Origin of the sequence: Flavobacterium sp. N3904 (assembly GCF_025947305.1) — a bacterium.
Lineage (GTDB): Bacteria > Bacteroidota > Bacteroidia > Flavobacteriales > Flavobacteriaceae > Flavobacterium.
The window spans coordinates 3,364,273-3,385,698 of sequence record NZ_CP110009.1; the positions used below are offsets into that span (position 1 = coordinate 3,364,273).

Consider the following 21,426-nt stretch of genomic DNA (forward strand, 5'->3'; position numbering starts at 1 on the left):
AATTGTTACTAACTATTGATTGGATTGGTCACGCCGAGCGATGGCGATGTGCTTTATGGCGAGTTCCACATTGCCGCCCAATTCTGCGGCAAGTTGCATGACTTCCATTTTTTCGGTTTCTTCAGTGGTATAGGCGAGATACTCTTCAATGCTGACTTCTGTGGCATATACCGCCGAATGGATTCCACCCAAGCCTATCCATACCTCCTTGTAAAGTCGCGAGGGATCGTTGTTCATATTAATGGAAAGCACCTGCGCCTTCTCCTTGTCTGTAAGTCCGAGCATAGCCTGTATATCATCAAACTTGTTCATGTACTTGCGCTGGTCCAGCAGAATTTTACAATCGGAATTGTTGATGATACTTTCCTTGACGATGGGCGACTGGATGATATCATCGACTTCCTGTGTTACCACGATGGCTTCACCGAAAAACTTCCTAACCGTTTTGAAGAGATACTTTATATATTCTGCCATTCCTTCCTTGGCAATCGCCTTCCAAGCCTCTTCAATAAGGATGAGTTTGCGGATACCCTTTAGCCTGCGCATCTTGTTGATGAACACCTCCATAATGATGATGGTCACGATAGGAAAAAGGATTTTGTGCTCTTTGATGGCATCAATTTCAAACACGATGAAGCGTTTGGAAAGCAGGTCTAACTGTTTATCGGAATTGAGTAAGTAATCGTACTCCCCTCCTTTATAGTACGGTTCCAGTACATTCAAAAAATTAGCGATGTCGAAGTCTTTTTCTCGTACCTTTTTTTCTTCCAATACTTTCCAGTAATCGATGAGTACATAATCATAAAAATCATTGAAGGAAGGCTGGGATTCAGCCTGTTTGATTCTTTCAATATAACCACTTACCGCATTGGACAATGCCACTTCTTCGGAACGGGTTGGTGGTTCATCATCCCTCTTCCATAGTGTCAGAATCAGTGTTTTGATACTTTCTCTTTTTTCTATATCATATACACCATCATCGGTATAAAAAGGATTAAAAGCAATGGGATTGTCTTCTGTGTAGGTGAAATAAACCCCATCTTCTCCTTTGGTTTTTCCTTTGATAAGTTCGCACAACCCTTGATACGAGTTACCGGTATCCACAAGCAGGACATGTGCACCTTGTTCATAGTATTGCCGAACCATGTGGTTGGTGAAAAAAGATTTACCACTCCCCGAAGGACCGAGTATAAACTTGTTTCGGTTGGTAATAATCCCTCGTTTCATAGGCAGGTCTGAAATGTCCAAATGGATGGGTTTTCCGGTTAGACGGTCTGCCATCTTAATACCAAATGGCGATGGCGAATTGTGATAGTTAGTTTCTTCGGTGAAGAAGCATAAAGCTGGTTCAATGAACGTATAAAAGCTTTCTTCACTTGGAAAATCTCCCGAATTTCCCGGTATACCCGCCCAGAAGAGTGTAGCCACATCGGTTGTATTATGACGGGGTTTGCATTCCATCAATGCCAAAGCACTACCGCTGTCGTTCTTTAGCTGTTTAAGCTCACCAGGATCATCCGACCAAGCCATGATGTTAAAGTGTGCCCTGATGGATGACAGTCCAAAACTGTGTGCTTCGTTCAGATAGAGTTCTATCCATTCTTTATTAATTTGATTGGCACGGCTGTAACGAGCCAGTGAGTGCATATTCCTTGCCGACTTCTCAAACTTTTCCAGGTTATCTTCGCTGTTATCCAAAAACAGATATTGGTTGTAAATGTGATTGCAGTTTAGTAACAATCCAACTGGAGCAGCGAACGACAAACGGCAATCGCTCCGGTCGGTAGATAGTTTTTCGTAACGGGTATCTGCTGATACTGCTGAGGGCAAGTCGTCCGTATCGGATAAGGTGTGCAGGCACAATCTTTTGTTGCCGACACGTACCTCTTCTCCTCCGAGTGCGATGTCCTGCATCGGTGTTCCGGCCTCCCTTGAAAGTGTAAGGTATTGTTCCAGTAGACCCTGCTTTTCTTCCGTGCCAATAATATCATCTTCGGTCAGGCGCTGCAGTTTTATAAAGCCACTGTCATTAATGATACGTTCAAACTGCGTTACCGCCTCCATAAAGCGCTGGATCGCTTCGGAATCCCTGATTTCCTTCGGTATCAATGTACCTTTGCAAAGCGAAGAGAAATTGCTTTGCATCCTCATGCGTTCTTTACTGGTTTTTGTCAGGAACAGGTAGCAATAATGGTTCAGGAAAGGACGTTCGTTAAAATGCTGCTGGTAGGATTTACCCAAAAAACTCAAACTATCCCCCGCAATGTCTGGGGCATAGTTTTCCTTGATGTACCAGTCTTGCTTATGGATTACTGTATAATCGGGCAAAGTCTTGATGGCTTTGTGCCAAGCGGAATGAATGGCTTCATATTCAGCGGATGCTACCGTGAACAGTTCGGGCAACCGCACTTCAAAACAAGCGGTGATGTCTGCATCTTTTGACAGAATACAATTATTTTCCACTGCCAGTAAAGGAAACTTATTTTCCAGCGTAGTGATCTTGGCTGCATTTCTCATACGGCATTCGATTTAGAGATGAACTTTAAATAACGATGTACCGGCTTGCGGCAGATGATGTATCGTGGGTGTCTTTTTCTTGCCCCTATTTTCATCAGCCCATGTTCCTCATACTTTTTGTTCAGTGAAAAGGTTTGCCATACAATCAGCGAAGCGCCGCCTGTTCCGAGGAACAGGCAGACATAGGAGTTTACGCCAGCTATATATAGTATCATGACTAGGATCAGTGTACCAAGCAGTCCGCCTGCGAAAATGAACAGGTATTGCGCTTTCAGTCCTTTAAATTCTACCGTCCTTCCGATGCCTTTGTTGATATTGTAATTCATAAGGCAAGGGATTAAAGGAAGAAGGAACGCAAAATGGTAGCCGCAACAATCAAGAAGATACAGGCACCAAACCAACTTGCTGCAGTCTTGCTTGTGTCGGGGTCACCACTGCTGAATTTTCCGTACACTTTAACACCTCCAATGAGACCTACCACGGCTCCAATAGCGTAGATGAGTTGTGTGGCAGGATCGAAATAGGACGTAACCATTTGAGTGGCTTCGGTGATACCAGCTGAACCGTCTCCTTGTGCGATCGCTCCCAAACCTGTCAGCATTACCATTGTTGCCAGCAGGGCTTTTTTTCTTTGTTTTTCCATGATTAAAACATATTAAATTGTTATGTCTTCCCGCACCTTGCGGGCTTCAGGGAACAAAGGTCTTATGGAAAAGGAGGTGTTATATCAAAGTGGCAGTGTGAGGAATAGTTTGGACACAAGTGGCATTTACAAATAACATTTTAATATCATAGTGCTCTAAAATAATTATGTAGCTAATGTGTTCACTGAGATCAACAAGCATTTAAATTTACACTTGATATGATTTTACATTCATTATCTTAGCGCGGTCAATAAATTTAATGATAATAAAAATGATGGGAATTATAGTTAAGTATTCGGAATTCTTTGGACAAGCCGCTCTTGCTGACTCGATCTCATTATTAAATTCTATACCAAAGGAAGAATTAATTACCACCTTTTCAGCTATTAGTGCACATTTGAATCCAATAAACGAAATCACAGCGTGACGACTCTAGAAAGACACAGTCGGTATGCATAAGAGTGATCTTTCTTGATACTAAAACTCTCTCCGCAATTCCTTTTGCGCCCAAATTCTTAGTCAGTACTCTCAATTTCCCGAAGAATATGCACTATTTACCAGGAGTGCTTGTCTCTATGCCATTTAAGAAGTATTGGCAAAAAATGATTTTACCTTAAAAACGCCTGAATATAATTTTGATTTACGTGAAAGGATTTTTAAATACCTTTTCGACCAAGTGCGCCACGATCTTGCCACGAAATAAAAACATCAATTTATAACTATGACAATTTGTTATAAATGAGTGCCATAGTTCTATTTTGAAATCAAATTTCAATAATTCTTTTTGATAAAAAAATAAAATAAACAGTCTTAACTTTTTTCTAGCAAAAAGGTATCTTTCCATTTATATTTATTATGATAACTGCAATTCTATGACTTCTATACTATTACTGGTTCCATTGATATATTCTGGAAATATCAGGAAACATTTAGATAAGGTTTTGTGTAATAAGTAAGCTTCAATAGCTTGTTAAAGGGAATAGGCTTGTAATGTTTTTCTTGCCCATTTTCCCCAGTCTTTCAAAGCATCCAAAAGTATTTTGTTTAGTCCTTTATTGTCAGTAGGTTTACCATTAATTGGCGGGGCTAAATCTTTGTCAGAAACTGGAATTTCTGTAACTTTTGTAGCAAACCATGTCATATTTTCGTGTGGCATAGCCAATCCCAAAATTGTTCCGGGTAATCCTGTAAAAGATTCTGGGCCACCAGCAAATGGAATTTGAATAGTGTAATAGGCAACAACATAAACAGAATCGAGAACTATAGCATTTGCTCTGCGGCATTCATAACCTGCAATTTCTCTTGTTTCATCGGTAATTTTCCAATCAATTTTGCGTAAACTGTCTTTAACTAAGTATAAATCATCGTAAACGTTTTTTTGGGTAATGCTGGTTTGGGTATCTAGATCTGTGGCGATAACATTTTTTAAATTAGCCATTGCATCGTCAGCAATCCAACTGTTGCTTGCTGATTGATTTGTTTCAACCCATTTGTATAAACTCTTGTTTTTTGAAAAACTGAGAATGCTTTTTGTAGTTTTAAATTGTGGATTGGTTTTTTTATAACTTTCAAAAGCAGCTTGATAATAACTATCAGTTTCTCCTTTTATTTTTTTTGTAATCAAAGCATACATATTCGATTTTTTCTCAAATTCGATTATGCCATTTTGTACAAAGTGGTTATTTTGTGCAAAAGTATTGCAGCTGGTCAATACAATTATTAAAATTAAGATGCGGTTTATTATTGTTTTCATGGTTTTAGTTTTGTTTAATTTCTCCTCCGCCCATTTTGCTGAAATCCCAGCTTACAGAGAACATAAAGTATCTTTGGATAGTGGTATAAGTACTTTGGTTGATATTTCCATTTAATGCAAAACGATTAAATCCTACATTTTGATTCAAAAGATCTCTTCCCGTTATAGAAACTCTTAAATTATCTGATTTTAAAAATTTTTTTGTGATAGAGGCATTCCAAATAAAACGTTCAAAAGTTTCCGGAATCACTTGCGTTTTTCCATTATATTGGTAATTACCATCTGTGCTGATTTCTAGTTTGAAAGGTAATTGTATACTGGACCAGAAATTTCCATTAAAACCCCAGCCATTACTATGACTATTTTCGTTGATGCTTGCATCAGCAACATTGTAAGTAGGTCCGAAGCTAGTATTAAAATTATATTTTTTTTCTTTATTCTTTGATAAGTTTAAATTAAAAGAATAAATTGAATTTTTAGTTTGATTCAGTTGTGTATTGATGTAATTATAGTTTAAATTTTTGTTGGCGCTTAAGCCAATTCCTGCTGTCATGTCTATGGCTTTGATTGTTTTGCCAAAATTACCGTTTAAATTATAACTTGTTGCAGCTTTGTTTTTTAGGTTTACAAATTGTGATATACTTTGTCCTCTATCATTTGTAACCACATTACTTATTATTGGATCTAGCGTGAAATTATACGATCCATTAACCGAAAAATATTGATTGCTAAGTACTTTATACGAATAATAATTTCCCCTAAAATTATTTTTAAAAGATGGATCTAAATTTGGATTACCCACAATCGTATTTAATTGGTTTTGATTATTTGCTATCGGCTGTATTTGATCTAGTGTCGGCTGATCGGTGTTTCCGTTATACGATAGACGCAGTACTTCTCTTTGTTTAAAATTATATTGATAGCTTATCTGAGGCATGTAGTTGACAAATTTTTGCTTAAAAGAACTATCTGTATAAACATCATATTGTTTAAAGTTTACACCGCTAAATTTAGAACCAAAAGAAAAAACAGTTTTATTTTTTTTGTAATTAAAAATCGCTCCAAGCTGGTTTATCGTTTGGTCTAATTCATAATTATTACTAAAGATGGGATCCAAAACATTATAATCGCCATTTGAAGACTGATTAAAAGATTTACGATCAGCTTTTCCGCTGCTAGCGCTGAATCCATAATTAAGAATTGCTGTTAGACTTTTGGATAGGGGTTCGGTATAGATTAAATTTGATTTAAAAGCTGTATTGCTAATATTATTGACTTTATTTTGATCGACTACTTTGGTACTATCTGGACTAATTACCGATGTTGTATAAAATTCAGCTCTAGAATTTAAATATCCATCACTTTTGCTATCTGTACTTGATTGGTTTAAATTAAGAGAAAATGTTCGGCCCGTTTTTTTAAGTCTTTTGGTTAATAAAAAATTCATATTGAATATTTTATCATCAACATCGTTTGTAGTTGTCTGTTTCGAATTATTCAATTGGTTACCTTGTTCGTCGGTACCTTTTCGCATTTCTGCATCACTTGAATTACTATTTTTAAATAATCCATCTACATTTAATTTTAAAGTTAAAGTAGTATCAATTTTAATTTCATAAGCGAGGTCAAGTTTATTTTTAGTCATGTTTTTCTCAAAAACCTTGTCTGCAGTATTATAAATACTGGTTGAACTTAAATTTTGCTGGTTAATATCAGTGCGATTTCCTGAAAGTTTGATATCGCCAATTTTATAATTTACATTGATAGACTCTTTATCGTTGTTCCATTTATTGTCAAAATGTATTCCGCCGGTTTGAGCTACTGGAATTCCTTCACCATTAAATTGTCCATCCCAACTTTCAAATTCATCATTTCCATTGTTTGAAAAATTAATACCGCCGTCATCAGTTACTTGATAACTGCTTTGGCCATATTTATCTTTATCTCCCCATCCTAATCCTACTTGTCCTGTGTTGCCTACGATGCCATAAGCTGCTATTTTTTTCTTATCCCAAAACTTATTAAACATGGCTTGCCCTTTGTAAAAATTATCAGTTCCTTCTCCTAGTTCTACTTTCCCGAAATGACCATTCTTTTTGTCTTCTTTAAGTTTAACATTTAGAGTTTTGGTTTTCTGACCATCATCAATTCCTGTAAAAGCGGCTTGGTCACTTTTTTTGTCGTACAATTGTACTTTATCAACCATGTCCGCACGTAAATTTTTTGTAACTAAAGTGGGATCATCACCAAAAAATTCTTCACCATCAACCAAAACTTTGGTTACAGTTTCGCCTTGAGCGGTAATTTTTCCGTCCTTATCAATTTGTATTCCTGGGAATTGTTTTATCAGATCTTCCACTTTTGCATTAGGTTCTATTTTAAATGCTTTTGGATCAAATTCTAACGTATCTCCTTTGATTTTCATGGCGGCTCTATTGCCTTTTATAATTACTTCGGATAGTAATCTTCCTTTATCAGCCAAATTAATTTTACCATAATCTTGGATTAACTTTGTGGAATCAACAGAAAATTGATCTACAAAATCAGCATATTTGGGATAAGTAACCAGTAAAATAAATTTACCGGCCTTAATATTATTCAACTCAAAATAACCATTTTCTTTGGCTCGGGTAAATTTTACTAAAATGGAATCTTGTGCTCTTAACAAAGAGACTGATGCATTCGTTAAAGTAGAATTGTTTATGGTATCTGTTACATATCCTTTAACTGTGCCTGATATTTGTGCCTGTAAAGTATTTGATAAAAAAAGAAAGCAACATAATGATAATAGAATTGTTTGTCTCATTAATTGGTTGTGGTTTTTTGAAAAGAGGCATTATAGTTCGATTCTATTTTTGAGAAATAGAAATAAAATGCTCTTGTTGTGTAATTTGTTTTTTAAGTATGCACGATTGTAGACTCTAAAATAGAAATTGAAATAGCACCCTTTGATACAGGATTGCTGAAGTATAGTGACATGATTTTATAAAATTCATAATTTTTTTTGCGAGGTTTTGATTGTTAGCGGTGTAAATTTTAACGATTTTAATTAATGATTGTTACTATAATAGTAAATATAAATATGGTTCAAAAATAGATAAAAATACTACAATATTAATAAAGACTTTACTTTTATTATCATGATTAATTATTTATTTTTAGAATCATTTTTTTGTAATATTTTCAATGTTAAGCTGATCTTAAATTCTTGAATGGAGGTTCATCTACGTTGATTACGATTTCGTCCTGATTATCTGCAGAGTGCTGCTGGAACTACTACTATTATAGTTGGCTATGTTTTTCCATTTGATCTATAAAATTACATAGTATGATAATGGACATCCAAACAAAAAGTAGAACTAAGGTAAAAAGTATATTTTTACTACAAAAAATAATGATCCTTGATGGAGTTCGAACCGAAATTGCCCTCAAATACTGACTTTGTGAAATAGAAAAAATTTCGAAAGGATTTTCGAAACATAAAAAAAGCCTGAGGATCTATGTTCTCAGGCTTTTGTTTTTTTATAGTGACCATGGAGAGATTTGAACCTATTAATTTTATTTACAACTTATTCACACAAAATCTCCAATATCAAAATCCTCCCAATCATTTTTCAGCAAAAAAGAAGAACCGGAATTAGTTTCAGAAGAAAGACAACCATCCAATAGCTCAGCTATTTTACGAGAAGCACTTTCCATAGAATTTTCCAGTAGGCTGAATAATTCGGTTCCCTGTATTTTCTGAACTATGGCAACCGCTGTTTCCTTTTGAGATGGCTCCAAATTTTCTTTTTGCAGCAACATCCCCACAGAGCTTAGTTCTTCAAAGGTAACCCCTTGGGCAAAACCGTTATTTCCATCAGATATTCCATACTTGTTCCATTCTTCTTCCTCTTCCTCAAAATCAGGTATATTTCCAAAAACTTCTTCCAGCTCTTCCTGCGGAATTTGCATATCAACATCTTCATCGTCGATTTCAAAATCAAAATTATCATTTTCCTGCTCCTGCTCTTTAATTAGGCTTTTAGTGACGCCCTTTGGCACTGATAGACTTCTCATAGGTTTGGGTTGCCCCATAATATCGGGTAGGTTCGGATTAATTTTTTCCTGCATTGTTTTTTCCTCCGCCCTTTTCATGATAACAATCTTATCCTGTAACAGCAAAACAATAATTAGGAGCAGGCATATAACGATTACTGTTTCCATAATTATAAGATAGGTTTGTATTTAGCGTTGTAACTTGTGGTAATCTGCTCTCCAAATTCCTGAAAATGATATTCGAGAAGATTGTCCAGGTAGGCGTAAATGGTAATCTTGTCCTCCCCTATTACCTGAACAATCCGAGAGAGTTTCTCATGAAAGTCCGGTCGGATATATACCGTTTTGCCATCACGGGCATTGGTGTCAGGCCTTTTGAAAAATATACTTTCGTAATCCTGATCATTTACTTTTTTGCCTTTGTTCCGTTCCTTCAATAAAGTCTTTTCCTGCAATGGTTTTATCGGAGTTTCGGGTTCTTCCTGTGGAAGTTGTAATCCCTCCTTCTTTATTCCCTCTACCATCAAATTCATCATTAACTCTTCGTTGATTTCTGGAATTGCTTTTTTCTTATTGTCTTTTTCCATGCTATTACAATTGAACGATTCTTAAAAATTCCGTCATGAACTGGTCTAAGCGGCAAGCATTCATCAACCGTTCATCGGGAGGTATTAAAGTTGACCGAAAAACAGTTTTGGCACCCGCTTCACTCTCCTTGCGGAAACGTGTGCTGTTCATAATCTGACATTGCATCAGACTTAAGCCCAACTCATCAATCAATTTATTATAAACATCGTACAGGGGCGAGCGTTCACGACCATCTACCTGATTCCAAAACAGATTAATGGTTTCAATGGAGGTTTCTCCTTTTTTCATAATAACATCCTTCATCAGCTGGGTAAAAATGAGCGTACTTTCCATAACTACACGATCAGCTACAATAGGCGTGAAAATATGGTGCATCCCCGCCAGAGCTTTCAAAATACCGGGAGTGTTTACTGTTCCCGGAAGGTCAAAAAAGATAAAATCAATTGGAACGGAATTGGATTCTAAAAAATCATGCGCAGCCTCCAATACACCTTCAGCTTTATGCTGAATGATCGGATAAGCTTTTTTGTTAATTGTCGTAAATTGTTTGAATGCCGCTCTTTTTAAAAACTCATTTTCCATCACCATAGCCAAATCACGAGTCTTCATTTTCATTAAACTATGTTGTGGAAAGTCGGCATCAAATACTGCGACATTGTAGCCCAAACGATAATGCAGCGTACTGGCCGCAAGAGCTGTAAAGGTGGTTTTGCCTACACCTCCCTTTTGGGAAGAAAAAGCAATGAATACTGTTTTGTGTTCTGTTTTCATTTTTAACTGTATTTAATTATTTACTTAGATCACTGCACATGTACATATTTATATACGATTGTTGATATGTATGTAATGCTTTAGAAAGCTATGCACCCATTCAAGCAGCTATTGCTCTGCTTGAATACTGACATATGTAGGTCTATCTTTAGATAGCTATACCTATAGCTTTGTATCATCAGACCTATCTATGTACAAACCCAAGTCTGTAAATTGGCACTTATGCAACTATGTAATTTTATAACCTCATCTGCATTTATCAACATCCATACGCTTGTATATACATAAGCGGTCGCATACCTAATTGAGGAATTACGTACCAACATAGTTACCTGATTACATCCGCTGGCAGATACAAAGAAATGCAGATATATACGTCCTTATATTAAGGTGGAACCCATTAGCCTTCATTGGCACAATTTGGCACTGGCACACAGTGCAGTACTCTTGTAAAGAGATATTTACTTTGCAATGTGATTTTTACTAATGAATTTATGCAAAAGCATTTCGAAAGATTAGGTTATAAAGTGAACGGCCCAAAGCCGTTTTTCCCTGCTTCATTTAATCCGTCCCGCAGGGCGGATTTTTGTGTTCGCCAGAACACGGCAAGTTGTGTTTTGAGGCACTCGAAACCGAGTTCGTGCCTCAAAACAACTTGCCCTGCTGGGGGCTGAAAACCCTTCCGAAGTCAGGCTTTTTTGCTGGAGTTAAAAATGGAATAATGATGAAAGAAAACAATATTAGAAAACAGAATAAAGGCGGACGAATACCAAAGAGTGATCCGAGTATTCACCGCCACGTTTTTCGTCTTACGGAAGAAGAGAATGCAAAATTTTTATCCCTTTTTGAAGCGTCGGGAATGACCAATAAAGCGAAATTCATCATTTGCGTACTGTTTGGAAAGGAGATTAAAACAATCAAAATTGACAAAGGGATGTTGGATTTTTATATGCGGTTGACTTCTTATCATAGTCAGTTCCGCTCCATTGGCGTGAATTACAACCAGATTGTAAAGCTATTGTACCGTAATTTTTCAGAAAAAAAGGCGGCCGCATACCTCTACAAATTGGAAAAACAGACGGCTGAATTGGCTGTATTGTGTCAAAAAATCATTCAGATCGCAGAAGAATTTGAAGCAAATCATTTGAAAAAATAGTATTGAAATGATAGCCAAAATCGGAAGAGGGAGCAATTTATATGGAGCTTTGGCTTACAATCAGCTCAAAGTGGAAAAAGAAAATGGACAAATTCTTTTTACAAACAGAATTATAGAAACACATCACGGGAATTATTCGGTTGCACAATTAGCCCAATCTTTCGAACCTTATCTGATAGCCAACCGTAATACTGAAAAGCCGACCTTGCATATTTCTCTCAATCCCGATCCCAAGGATAATATAAATGATGAAAAGTTCAAACTGATGGCCCAAGAGTATATGCAGGAGATGGGTTACGGAGAACAGCCTTTTGTAGTATTCAAACACACAGATATTGATCGCACCCATGTCCATATTGTATCGGTCTGCGTGGATGAAGATGGCAAAAAGATTTCGGATAAATTCGAAAAAAGACGATCTATGAGCGTATGTCGTGAACTTGAAAACAAATACGGACTGCAATCCGCTACGGAGAAAGGACATCGACAGAATGACAAGATTTTCCGTCCCATAAATTACCAAACAGGAGATATAAAAAGCCAGATTGCCTCGGTTGTCCGTTATCTGCCAAAATATTATCAGTTCCAGACTTTGGGTGAATACAATGCCTTGCTTTCCCTGTTCAATATTACCACTGAAAAAGTGGAGAGCGAGTTTCATGGAAAAATGCAGCACGGTTTATTATATATTCCTTTAAAAGAAAATGGAGAACGAGCCGGACATCCTCTCAAGGCATCCCTATTCGGTAAAGGTGCAGGACTGCCGGCTTTGGATTTGCATAGTGCGAAATGCAAAGAAACCTTAAAAGACAGCGGAGCAAAAACCATCCTTAAAACTGCCATTACTATTGCAGTGCAATCAACAGACAATGAAAAGGATTTTAAAAAGCTGTTAGCAGAACAGGGCATCAATACAGTAGTTCGTAAAAATGAAACAGGGCGCCTATATGGCATCACTTTTATTGACCATAATTCCAAAACAGTTTGGAACGGCTCCCGTTTGGGTGCAGCATTTGCCGCCAATCCTTTTAATGATTATTGGAACCATAACATTAAACCGTTTATAAAAGAATCTGAAGAACACCAGTCTAAATATTTTCAGCAAAACACTGCAAATGATCTACCGGCAGAAAAGCTCCACGAATTGTTCGACTTTCTGAATAAAGAAACCACCACTTTCAATTCAGAGGAAACTCATATCATAGAAAGCTTGGGAGGATTGTTCCCCGAAGCACTGGGCGAAGATTACGAGGAACAGTATTTTGCTAAAAAAATGAAGAAGAAAAGAAACCGCAAAAGAGATCACAAATAACAGACAGCCAAGTACTGCCACTGACCGCCATCAACTGCCGCTTTTCCAAAGACAGTCTTTCAGCCTTTATATTCACGCCCGAACATTAAATATTTTAAAATGCAGGGAGAAGACGATTTGAGAGGTTTAGCCAAGATAATGGCATTTATGAGGGCAGTAAGTATTCTTTTAATACTAATGCATCTTTATTGGTATTGCTATGGTTTCTTTTTGGAACGTGGTTGGACATTGAAAATTATCAATAAAATATTAAGTAATTTCCAACGGACCGCTGGTCTATTTTCACATACTCTTTACACAAAAGTTTTTTCAATACTATTGCTGGCCTTAAGCTGTCTGGGAAGCAAAGGCGTGAAAAATGAAAAAATAACCTGGTCTAAAATTTATGTGGCTTTAGGCATTGGCTTTGTGCTGTTTTTTCTAAACACTCCATTATTAAAACTAGCGCCGATTATAGGAACATTCTTTTATATCCTCACACTTGCTGTGGGATACATAGCCTTGCTGATGGCAGGCGTATGGATACACCGCCTGTTGAACCATAACCTCATGGATGATGTTTTCAACAGCGAGAACGAAAGTTTTATGCAGGAAACCATACTAATGGAAAATGAATATTCAGTTAACCTGCCCACCAAATTCTGGTACAATAAAAAACAACATAACGGTTGGATCAATATCGTCAATCCTTTCAGGGCAACGATTGTGTTGGGAACTCCTGGATCAGGCAAGAGCTATGCCATTGTAAACAACTACATCAAGCAACATATTGAAAAGGGTTTTTCGATGTACATCTACGATTTCAAGTTTGATGACCTTTCCACGATTGCCTACAACCATTTGCTAAAGCATGCGGACAACTATAAGGTAAAACCCAAATTTTATGTCATCAATTTTGACGACCCAAGAAAAAGCCATCGTTGCAATCCCCTCAATCCCGATTTCATGACGGATATTTCGGATGCTTACGAAGCGGCTTATACCATTATGCTCAACCTAAACAGGAGCTGGATACAGAAACAGGGAGATTTCTTTGTAGAAAGCCCGATTATCCTATTAGCGGCTATTATATGGTTTCTTAAAATCTATGAAAACGGCAAATACTGTACGTTTCCTCACGCCATTGAATTACTAAATAAAAAGTATTCCGACGTGTTTACTATTCTGACTTCCTATTCTGATCTGGAAAATTACCTATCCCCTTTTATGGATGCCTGGCAAGGCGGAGCGCAAGACCAGTTACAAGGGCAGATAGCCTCGGCAAAAATTCCTCTGTCAAGAATGATCTCACCGCAATTGTATTGGGTTATGACAGGCGATGATTTTTCATTGGACATCAATAATCCTAAAGAGCCTAAAATATTATGCGTAGGAAACAATCCAGATCGACAAAATATCTACTCTGCTGCGCTGGGATTGTACAATTCACGTATTGTAAAACTCATTAATAAAAAAGGACAGTTGAAAAGTTCGGTTATCATAGACGAGCTGCCTACTATTTACTTTCGTGGATTAGACAACCTGATTGCAACTGCCAGAAGTAATAAAGTGGCAGTATGTTTGGGCTTTCAGGATTATTCGCAATTAACCAGAGATTATGGAGATAAAGAGAGTAAAGTAATTCAAAATACGGTAGGTAATATTTTTAGTGGTCAGGTTGTTGGCGAAACTGCTAAAAACTTATCAGAGCGCTTCGGGAAAGTATTGCAGAAAAGACAGAGTATAAGCATCAACCGCAACGATACATCTACCTCAATATCTACTCAATTGGATAGCCTGATACCAGCTTCCAAAATATCCACATTGACACAAGGTGTTTTTGTCGGTGCTGTGTCGGACAATTTTGATGAACGTATTGAGCAGAAAATCTTCCATGCTGAAATTGTAGTGGATAATGAAAAGGTTGCTGCCGAAACCAAAGCCTATCACAAAATACCTGAAATTTTATCTTTTCTAGATGCGCAAGGTGATGATAAGATGAAGCATGAAATTGAAGCCAATTACAAACAGATCAAACATGAGGTTGTCTTAGTTATTGAAAGTGAATTGGAACGTATCAAGAATGACCCCGACTTACAACATTTGGTGCAAAAGGGATAATTAATAAAAAACATCCATAAATGTAATCTCTCATTTGTCTAAAGTGCAACATTCCTTTTAAAAAACACCAAAGATCTTTTTTGAGTATCTCAATTTTGATTTTTTTTCTTGTTTGTTCTGCTTTCAAGCTGCACATGGTCATAATCAAAAAGCTATTCTCTCGGTTAATTCTAACACAAAGTTCGGTTCATGGTTGCGGTTCGCTACAAAAAATTCCCCCATAAATGCCAGGTGTGCACCTGACTTTATTGCGTTGCTTTTTGCGCTCGCTTCCCATAAACCGGTATTGGTGCTATTATTAATCTTAAAATATAGTACCATGAAAAATTCAGCAAAATCTCCAAATTGGCAAATCGTTTCAGAAATTGAATTGAGCTACAAAACAAAAGTAAAAGCTGCCGATCGGCCGAAAATTACCTCTTCACTAGCTGCTTATAATATAGCACTGCAACTTTGGAATCAAAATACTTTAGAATACTTTGAAGAATTCAAAATCCTATTGCTAAACAACAGCAATAAAGTTCTTGGTGCCTATGAAGTTTCCTCAGGTGGCATCACAGGAACTGTGGTGGACATTAGAATTATATTCACCGCAGCCTTAAAAAGTAACGCTACAGGCATTATCATGATACACAATCATCCCTCAGGTACACTAATTGCCAGTCAAGCCGATATAGCAATTACCCAAAAGGTTAAGGAAGCTGGTAAACTATTGGAAATCGCTCTCTTAGACCACCTGATTATAACTCCGGAAAGTTATTTTTCCTTTGCAGATGATGGGGCTTTATAGCCTCATCATTTTTACTTCCAATACTAATTCCATGATGCTTGCCATTTCATTCAAATGCAACTGAATTTATGATAGGTTTCGTATATTTGAATCGAAAAAGGTATTGGTGACCCTCGTAATTTTCTAGTCTTATTATTTTATGAAAATAAATGAATTAACCAATTTTTTCCAATTCCAGACTTTATCTTTTAACCAAATAACACAATGACGAGAATACTATTTTTTTTAATGGTTCTTTTAAATTTCAACAGTTATTCCCAAGCAATAGTAAAAGAATTATATGAATATGATGTAAATGACAATTTAATTAAAAAAGATGAAAATTTAAAGTTTTGGCTAGATAATTTGAGCAATAACGTCTATTATGTCGGTCATAATTTTTCTCAAAGTTATAAGCATGATCAAACTTTCACTAAATTTAATTTAATTAAAAAAGGCACTAAAAATAGTGTCGAAAGTAAGGATACGATATTAATTACAATACCTAAGTCTCCTTTAAAACTTTCATTTCAAACAATTGAAAAGACTGCCAGAGGAAATGTCACTCAAGATATTTTAGTAGAATATAACTTGCCATTTTATTCATTTAATCATGGTGCGTTTGATCCAAATACTTTTCAATATAAAACTTTGGATTACTTTTTACTTGGATTAAAAGCATATCGAATAAACAATGGACAACTTATTGCCAATGTGCTAAATAGAATGGTGGATGATAATTACCAAAACAAAATGTCTAAATTTGACATTCTAATAAATGACATCAATAAAAGTAAAAAATACAATGTTCCCTTGCTGTTGGAAAAGGAACAAAATATTGAAGGTGTCATTTGGGCTCTTGGTAAAGTATCAAATGACATTCCAACATTAATGTATGATGTATACATCCATAACAAGAAGAGTGAAGAGAAATCTTGGGCCAATATGCAAGAGTTTTTTAATTTTAATAATGACAATATTAAAAAATATTTAAATGATCAAATAAATGATTATTTAATCCTAAAAATGGAAAAGCCTGAATTATTGTTATTTCCTAGGGATTGGATTAAGGAAAAGCAGAATGTTACCGCTCCAAAAAGCACGCCCAATAGTTTACATTTTAATAGAGTCACATTTAGAAAGAATCAATCTGAACATTGCTTTGAGATAACTTTTGAAATAACGAATGCAGAGCAAGTACAATGGTGTTTCGGATTTAAAGAAGGCTATGTTGCCAAGAAAGGAAAAACAGGAATAACAAAAGCCACACTGGAAAATCCTATATTGATTACTCCTGAAGAAGTTAAAATTTATGTTTACACAGATAGAATAAAAGGTGTGTTAACAGGCTCGGAATATGAAAAAATTGAACTTTTTAATTCCAAACTAAGTTTTAACTGATCTATATAGTTCAATAACTTAACTTAGATTTCAGTTTGGATCGACCAATCAAAACTGGATTATTTATTTGAATATTTAAATTTTTCAAATTCAAAAGAGCTTTCCGTTTTATCGTTCAATACAATATAGGCATCGAATTTCTTTCCGGATTTACTTTTCATTCCTTTAATGAGAGAAGTTCTCCCTTTTTTGACAAGACTTTCAATATCGGCTATACCAATTTGCACACCACACACATTTCGGAATTGAACCCAATTACAAACCTCATCAGGACATTTGACAATTTTATCCCTAATAATAAGTTGCCTATTTTTGCATTTGGGACATTCAAGCATGGCCAGATTTTCTTGTGCAATGGCAGTGTGCAACAATTCATTGGTAATGGATCTAGCATAGTTTTCCATTTCTTTTTGGAAAGTATCTGCATTGCTTTCGTTGTCTTCAATTTTCTGCAAAGTCAACTCCCATTGGGCGGTCATCGCTACATCCGCAATCTTTTTATCTTTAATAAGTTCATATACCTGCAATCCTTTTCCGGTAGGTATCAGGGATTTATTTTCCCTTTGAATATAGTTACGGCTAAACAGGGTTTCAATAATTGCGGCTCTTGTGGCAGGTGTACCAATACCTATATTTTGTAATGCTTTTCGCTCCTCTTTATTTTCAATCTCCTTTCCAGCGGTTTCCATAGCCGATAAAAGTCCTGCTTCGGTAAAAAGCACAGGTGCTTTGGTTTTCTTTTCTAGAATTAAGGCGTCCTTGATTTTCAACTCATCACCTTTTTTGAATTCAGGCAGTTCCTGAACAGATTCGGTGTCATCATCTGAGAAACTACCTTTGATAAAACGCCAGCCGGGTTCCAGTATCTTACATCCTTTGAGGGCAAAATCATAATGCAAAGCCTGTAAAGTAATATCGGTTATCTCTTTTGTACAAGCTTGTGAAATGGCTTCCAGTAATCGAAAGGCAATCATATTGTAAACGGCATTTTCCTTTGCAGGTAATGCCGAAGGAATTTTGTCCGTAATGAGCAGACCATGATGATCTGTAACACGAAGGTCATTCAGGATACGTTTATTGCAATACCCCCATTTCACTTTTGCTATTGCTTGCTTGAAATCTCCCATTTCCTGCAAAGCCCTAATAAGGTTAGGAATCTCTGTCCACATATCTTCAGGAATGTATTTACTACCAGTACGAGGATAGGTAATAAATTTCTTTTCATACAGGCTTTGGGCAATAGTCAAGGTTTCTTCAGCAGACAGGTTCAATTTTTTGTTGGCTTCTTTTTGCAAGCCTGTCAGATCAAACAACAAAGGCGGTTGTTCCGTCACAGTTTTGATTTCTACAGATGTAACTCTAGCGATATTGCCGTTTCTTGCGATAGACTTTAACGCACTTTCTGCCCCCTTTTTATCTTCCCATTTGTTTATGGAAAGGCTTTTAAAGTCCATGAACTCTTTTGTATGGGACAACTGCAGCTGCCAGTATTGCTGCACCGAAAAATTTTTGTTTTCCAAATAACGCCTGCATATTAAAGCAAGTGTAGGTGTCTGCACTCTTCCAAGCGAATAGATGCCGTTGCCTGCAGCAATGGAGAGTGCCTGCGAAGCATTGATACCCACTAGCCAGTCAGCTCGGCTCCTACCCTGCGCTGCCAGATATAATCCGTCAAAATCACTTCCGGGTTTCAGATTATCAAAGCCCAGTTTTATAGCTTTTTCGGTAAGCGAACTAATCCATAGACGCTCAAATGGTTTATTGCATTTTAAGTATTCGTAGATGTAACGAAATATGAGTTCGCCCTCACGTCCAGCATCGGTTGCCACAATAATTTTTTCACTACTGCCAATGACCTGTTCAATTACTCTCAGTTGCTTTAATGCACCTGAATCGACGGTATAGCCCTTGTCTTTTTTTACTTTGCGTACCGTCAGGAAAAAGGGATTGGGTAATATTGGCAGGGATGATTTCTGAAATCCGGAAATGCCATAATCTTCCGGCATACCCAACCCCACTAAATGTCCAAAAGCCCACGTAACAAAATAACCGTTACCAGTCAAATACCCATCCATTTTTTCGGAGGCTCCCAACAGGTTGGCTATTTCTCTGGCTACGCTTGGTTTTTCTGCAATAACTACTTTCATGGCACATTACATTTTACGTCCTTTGGATCTGGCAGGTTCTTTGGCTGGTTCCTGTTGCTCCTGCTGTTCCTTGCTATCGGGATTTTTTTGCCCTGATTTTAACGGCTCTTTGAGATTTTTGGTCGCTTCATTGGTTTTGCCGTCAGAATTGACCGCTGTCTGCGTTTTATGAGCTTCAGTGGGTTTTGCCTGTTCTTTGATTTTGTTCGGATTTTGGAAAGAGAAATCTGTTTTATTGGTTTCCTTGTTGAAAGTGATATACCCATTATATTCCTTCCCTTTCTTATCTACCAATCCACTGACATAGACAGTCTGTCCATCTTTGAACTTTTGGTATTGCTCGTTATCCAGCTCTTTGTCTCTAAATGTTTTCGGAGCTTCCTTAGATGGGTATTGCTGATTGTCTTGCCCCTTTTTATTAGAGTTACCCCTGTCAAAGAGGAACTCTACAAAACGTTTATCAGCATTGAATTGTACGGTAGCATCAAATGGGGTGCCATTCTTAGAGACCATCCCTTCTAAATAAAGTGGCTTGCCTTCTAGTAAGGTTTGCTTTTGCTCTTGATTCAGTTTTATGCCTTTGATTTCGTCAGGGATTTTGATGAAATCTGCTTTTAGTGCTACTAGCTCATTGGTCAGCCTATCCACGCTGACAATGGACGGAATACTCTCATCCGTTTTTGGATTGATTAGATTGACCACTCGACCCATATTGCCAGTCTGGAGTAGATTTTCTTTATCTTCTTTAGTGAACTCATGTCCGAAAAAAGGAAATTTCAGGTTAGGTTCTTTTCGGATACCATGAATTGCTACCACAACCGACCCATCATCATGTTGTTGCAAAGACAGCCGTGCATCCATACGGGTAACCGCTGTTCCTACATTAAAACTTACAGGTACAAGTTCATTGGTTTTAAACCCTCTCAATAAAGGATCAAGGAGATTCATCTTTTCCAGTTTTTCTTTGTTCAGTCCGAAATTATTCATTGTTTTCCAGTCAATTTGTTCTGATTTGTAGCGATACTCACTTGTTTCCGATGGTGTCTGTGTTGTTTTCATACTATTTTTATTTTCTTGTTTATAATCTTGTTGTGATTCCGTTTTAAGCTCGAATTGTTTCATCAGTTGTTCCACTTCGGGAGTTGGTTTATCGATCAGTTTTTGCATTTCCTTTGCCATATCAATAGCCAATGGTGCAGCAACTTTGAAAAAAGAAAAATTGGTAGGGTCCTTCAACTGGCTGAAGAAATTGGAGAAGAAGTTGGAAAAGAAATCACCCTGCTTATCCACACGCATAAACTGGTTTTGGTTTTTCTTTGTAGGGTCAATAGTTTCCAGCTTACCATTTTCGTCAATGTCCTTTACAGCCTGAATTTTATTTTTATTTTTATCCAGCACCAATAATATCTCGGATAATTGTTCAGGAGATCGTGGTTTATCTAAAGTTGGTTCGTTCATATTTTGAGATTTTTAAGTTTGACACCGAAATTAGAAGAGGCTTTCGCTTTTTTTCACTAATTGTCATTCATTGGCACCATTTATCATCCATTGGCTTTTCCTTTGGACATGGGAACAGTAAAACTTTCTCTGACGAACTGATGAACATCTGAAAGCTTATAATAAATTTTTCCACTAATTGTGTAATAGGGCAGCTTGCCAGAAGAGCGGTAACGCTGCAAGGATCGCGCACTTATCTTCAGCATCTGCAAAATATCCTGATTGTCCAGCAGCTCTTCTCCATCAATAATAGCAAGTTGGTTTTTATCTCCGTTTATTAATTCCATAAGGATATCAAACCGCTCCATGATTCGCTCCATCCAAGCCATAAATTCTATTCTATCCACATTCATAATCAATATTTTAGGTTCAATACGCAGTAGGTAGCAATTCGTTCAGGTAGTGGTACCTTTTAATATGCTTTTACAAAATTCAGTTGCTTTTGTTGGATTTTATCCCAATGGCTTTCGTAGTACTGAAAAAGTTTAACATTTAAAATTCGTAAAGCCTTGGTTTTACTAGAAAATAATTCTCTAAAAAATGAATGCACTTATGATTTCTGTTTAAGATTGATACTGGTCAGTCTATTTAGCGGTAATTATTGGGTTTATCTCAACAACCTTCGTAGTACGAAAAAAATTAACAATTAAAATTCATGAAAAATTTAATTTTTACTATGAATTATTCTTTTGATTGATTCTAGCATAAAAAAAGCAGTATATCCTTTTAAATG

17 protein-coding genes are annotated in these 21,426 nt (G+C 36.7%); 6 read left to right on the forward strand and 11 right to left on the reverse strand.

The genetic code is table 11. The features are described from left to right. Positions 1–12: 12 nt before the first annotated feature. Genes OLM57_RS14315 through OLM57_RS14325 form a run of 3 tightly spaced genes read right to left on the reverse strand, consistent with a single transcriptional unit; the run spans position 13 to position 3,160 of the window. Positions 13–2,517, reverse strand: a complete 2,505-nt coding sequence (locus OLM57_RS14315; protein ID WP_264564367.1) for a TraG family conjugative transposon ATPase — start codon at positions 2,515–2,517, stop codon at positions 13–15. Further along, positions 2,514–2,843, reverse strand: a complete 330-nt coding sequence (locus OLM57_RS14320) for a DUF4133 domain-containing protein (protein WP_264564368.1) — start codon at positions 2,841–2,843, stop codon at positions 2,514–2,516. The genes OLM57_RS14315 and OLM57_RS14320 overlap by 4 nt, the downstream gene beginning before the upstream one ends. Positions 2,844–2,854: 11 nt before the next feature. Beyond that, the gene (locus OLM57_RS14325) at positions 2,855–3,160 is read right to left on the reverse strand and encodes a DUF4134 domain-containing protein (protein WP_413614328.1); all 306 of its coding nucleotides are present in this window, start codon (positions 3,158–3,160) and stop codon (positions 2,855–2,857) included. 272 nt (positions 3,161–3,432) lie between these two features. Between OLM57_RS14325 and OLM57_RS14330 the strand changes: the two genes are divergently transcribed. After that, complete coding sequence (locus OLM57_RS14330) at positions 3,433–3,588, forward strand: hypothetical protein (RefSeq protein WP_264564370.1); 156 nt, start codon at positions 3,433–3,435, stop codon at positions 3,586–3,588. A 543-nt stretch (positions 3,589–4,131) separates the two neighbouring features. On the opposite strand, the gene OLM57_RS14335 is transcribed toward OLM57_RS14330, so the two are convergent. The 5 genes from OLM57_RS14335 to OLM57_RS14355 all read right to left on the reverse strand — a co-directional run bounded on the left by OLM57_RS14335 (position 4,132) and on the right by OLM57_RS14355 (position 10,311). After that, positions 4,132–4,914, reverse strand: coding sequence for a GLPGLI family protein (locus OLM57_RS14335; RefSeq protein WP_264564371.1), 783 nt, complete (start codon positions 4,912–4,914; stop codon positions 4,132–4,134). A gap of 4 nt (positions 4,915–4,918) precedes the next feature. Beyond that, positions 4,919–7,720 carry an outer membrane beta-barrel family protein gene (locus tag OLM57_RS14340; protein ID WP_264564372.1) on the reverse strand — a complete coding sequence of 934 codons (2,802 nt, stop codon included), beginning with the start codon at positions 7,718–7,720 and terminating at the stop codon, positions 4,919–4,921. A 767-nt stretch (positions 7,721–8,487) separates the two neighbouring features. After that, the gene (locus OLM57_RS14345; protein ID WP_264564373.1) at positions 8,488–9,120 is read right to left on the reverse strand and encodes a conjugal transfer protein TraD; all 633 of its coding nucleotides are present in this window, start codon (positions 9,118–9,120) and stop codon (positions 8,488–8,490) included. Between the two features lie 2 nt (positions 9,121–9,122). Continuing rightward, positions 9,123–9,539, reverse strand: a complete 417-nt coding sequence (locus OLM57_RS14350) for a DUF3408 domain-containing protein (protein ID WP_264564374.1) — start codon at positions 9,537–9,539, stop codon at positions 9,123–9,125. Between the two features lie 4 nt (positions 9,540–9,543). Then, positions 9,544–10,311 carry a ParA family protein gene (locus tag OLM57_RS14355; protein ID WP_264564375.1) on the reverse strand — a complete coding sequence of 256 codons (768 nt, stop codon included), beginning with the start codon at positions 10,309–10,311 and terminating at the stop codon, positions 9,544–9,546. Positions 10,312–11,035: 724 nt separating this feature from the next. Here OLM57_RS14355 and mobA point away from each other — a divergent pair. From mobA to OLM57_RS14380, 5 genes are all read left to right on the forward strand, one after another. Beyond that, entirely contained in the window at positions 11,036–11,467 is a 432-nt protein-coding gene (gene mobA / locus OLM57_RS14360) for a conjugal transfer protein MobA (RefSeq protein WP_264566915.1), read from the forward strand. 7 nt (positions 11,468–11,474) lie between these two features. Further along, a complete protein-coding gene (locus tag OLM57_RS14365) occupies positions 11,475–12,779 on the forward strand; it encodes a relaxase/mobilization nuclease domain-containing protein (protein ID WP_264564376.1) in 1,305 nt (434 codons plus the stop codon). Positions 12,780–12,878: 99 nt separating this feature from the next. Continuing rightward, complete coding sequence (mobC, locus tag OLM57_RS14370; RefSeq protein WP_264564377.1) at positions 12,879–14,879, forward strand: conjugal transfer protein MobC; 2,001 nt, start codon at positions 12,879–12,881, stop codon at positions 14,877–14,879. Between the two features lie 319 nt (positions 14,880–15,198). Continuing rightward, positions 15,199–15,669: a JAB domain-containing protein gene (locus tag OLM57_RS14375; RefSeq protein ID WP_264564378.1), complete on the forward strand. Its 471-nt coding sequence runs from the start codon at positions 15,199–15,201 to the stop codon at positions 15,667–15,669. Positions 15,670–15,873: 204 nt separating this feature from the next. Further along, complete coding sequence (locus tag OLM57_RS14380) at positions 15,874–17,049, forward strand: hypothetical protein (protein ID WP_264564379.1); 1,176 nt, start codon at positions 15,874–15,876, stop codon at positions 17,047–17,049. A 59-nt stretch (positions 17,050–17,108) separates the two neighbouring features. On the opposite strand, the gene OLM57_RS14385 is transcribed toward OLM57_RS14380, so the two are convergent. The 3 genes from OLM57_RS14385 to OLM57_RS14395 form a co-directional block, all read right to left on the reverse strand. Further along, positions 17,109–19,196 carry a type IA DNA topoisomerase gene (locus OLM57_RS14385; protein WP_264564380.1) on the reverse strand — a complete coding sequence of 696 codons (2,088 nt, stop codon included), beginning with the start codon at positions 19,194–19,196 and terminating at the stop codon, positions 17,109–17,111. A 6-nt stretch (positions 19,197–19,202) separates the two neighbouring features. Further along, on the reverse strand, positions 19,203–20,654 hold the full coding sequence (locus OLM57_RS14390) for a DUF3945 domain-containing protein (protein ID WP_264564381.1): 1,452 nt from the start codon (positions 20,652–20,654) through the stop codon (positions 19,203–19,205). Between the two features lie 83 nt (positions 20,655–20,737). Beyond that, positions 20,738–21,046: a helix-turn-helix domain-containing protein gene (locus OLM57_RS14395; protein WP_264564382.1), complete on the reverse strand. Its 309-nt coding sequence runs from the start codon at positions 21,044–21,046 to the stop codon at positions 20,738–20,740. Positions 21,047–21,426: the final 380 nt, after the last annotated feature.

Excerpts from the sequence above, each read along its gene's own strand:
- mobC (WP_264564377.1), top strand. The coding sequence starts at position 12,879 with ATGCAGGGAGAAGACGATTTGAGAGGTTTAGCCAAGATAATGGCATTT.
- OLM57_RS14380 (WP_264564379.1), top strand. The coding sequence starts at position 15,874 with ATGACGAGAATACTATTTTTTTTAATGGTTCTTTTAAATTTCAACAGT.
- OLM57_RS14395 (WP_264564382.1), bottom strand. The coding sequence starts at position 21,046 with ATGAATGTGGATAGAATAGAATTTATGGCTTGGATGGAGCGAATCATG.
- OLM57_RS14365 (WP_264564376.1), top strand. The coding sequence starts at position 11,475 with ATGATAGCCAAAATCGGAAGAGGGAGCAATTTATATGGAGCTTTGGCT.
- mobA (WP_264566915.1), top strand. The coding sequence starts at position 11,036 with ATGAAAGAAAACAATATTAGAAAACAGAATAAAGGCGGACGAATACCA.
- OLM57_RS14375 (WP_264564378.1), top strand. The coding sequence starts at position 15,199 with ATGAAAAATTCAGCAAAATCTCCAAATTGGCAAATCGTTTCAGAAATT.
- OLM57_RS14350 (WP_264564374.1), bottom strand. The coding sequence starts at position 9,539 with ATGGAAAAAGACAATAAGAAAAAAGCAATTCCAGAAATCAACGAAGAG.
- OLM57_RS14335 (WP_264564371.1), bottom strand. The coding sequence starts at position 4,914 with ATGAAAACAATAATAAACCGCATCTTAATTTTAATAATTGTATTGACC.
- OLM57_RS14345 (WP_264564373.1), bottom strand. The coding sequence starts at position 9,120 with ATGGAAACAGTAATCGTTATATGCCTGCTCCTAATTATTGTTTTGCTG.
- OLM57_RS14330 (WP_264564370.1), top strand. The coding sequence starts at position 3,433 with ATGATGGGAATTATAGTTAAGTATTCGGAATTCTTTGGACAAGCCGCT.
- OLM57_RS14385 (WP_264564380.1), bottom strand. The coding sequence starts at position 19,196 with ATGAAAGTAGTTATTGCAGAAAAACCAAGCGTAGCCAGAGAAATAGCC.
- OLM57_RS14355 (WP_264564375.1), bottom strand. The coding sequence starts at position 10,311 with ATGAAAACAGAACACAAAACAGTATTCATTGCTTTTTCTTCCCAAAAG.
- OLM57_RS14325 (WP_413614328.1), bottom strand. The coding sequence starts at position 3,160 with ATGGAAAAACAAAGAAAAAAAGCCCTGCTGGCAACAATGGTAATGCTG.
- OLM57_RS14320 (WP_264564368.1), bottom strand. The coding sequence starts at position 2,843 with ATGAATTACAATATCAACAAAGGCATCGGAAGGACGGTAGAATTTAAA.
- OLM57_RS14340 (WP_264564372.1), bottom strand. The coding sequence starts at position 7,720 with ATGAGACAAACAATTCTATTATCATTATGTTGCTTTCTTTTTTTATCA.
- OLM57_RS14315 (WP_264564367.1), bottom strand. The coding sequence starts at position 2,517 with ATGAGAAATGCAGCCAAGATCACTACGCTGGAAAATAAGTTTCCTTTA.
- OLM57_RS14390 (WP_264564381.1), bottom strand. The coding sequence starts at position 20,654 with ATGAACGAACCAACTTTAGATAAACCACGATCTCCTGAACAATTATCC.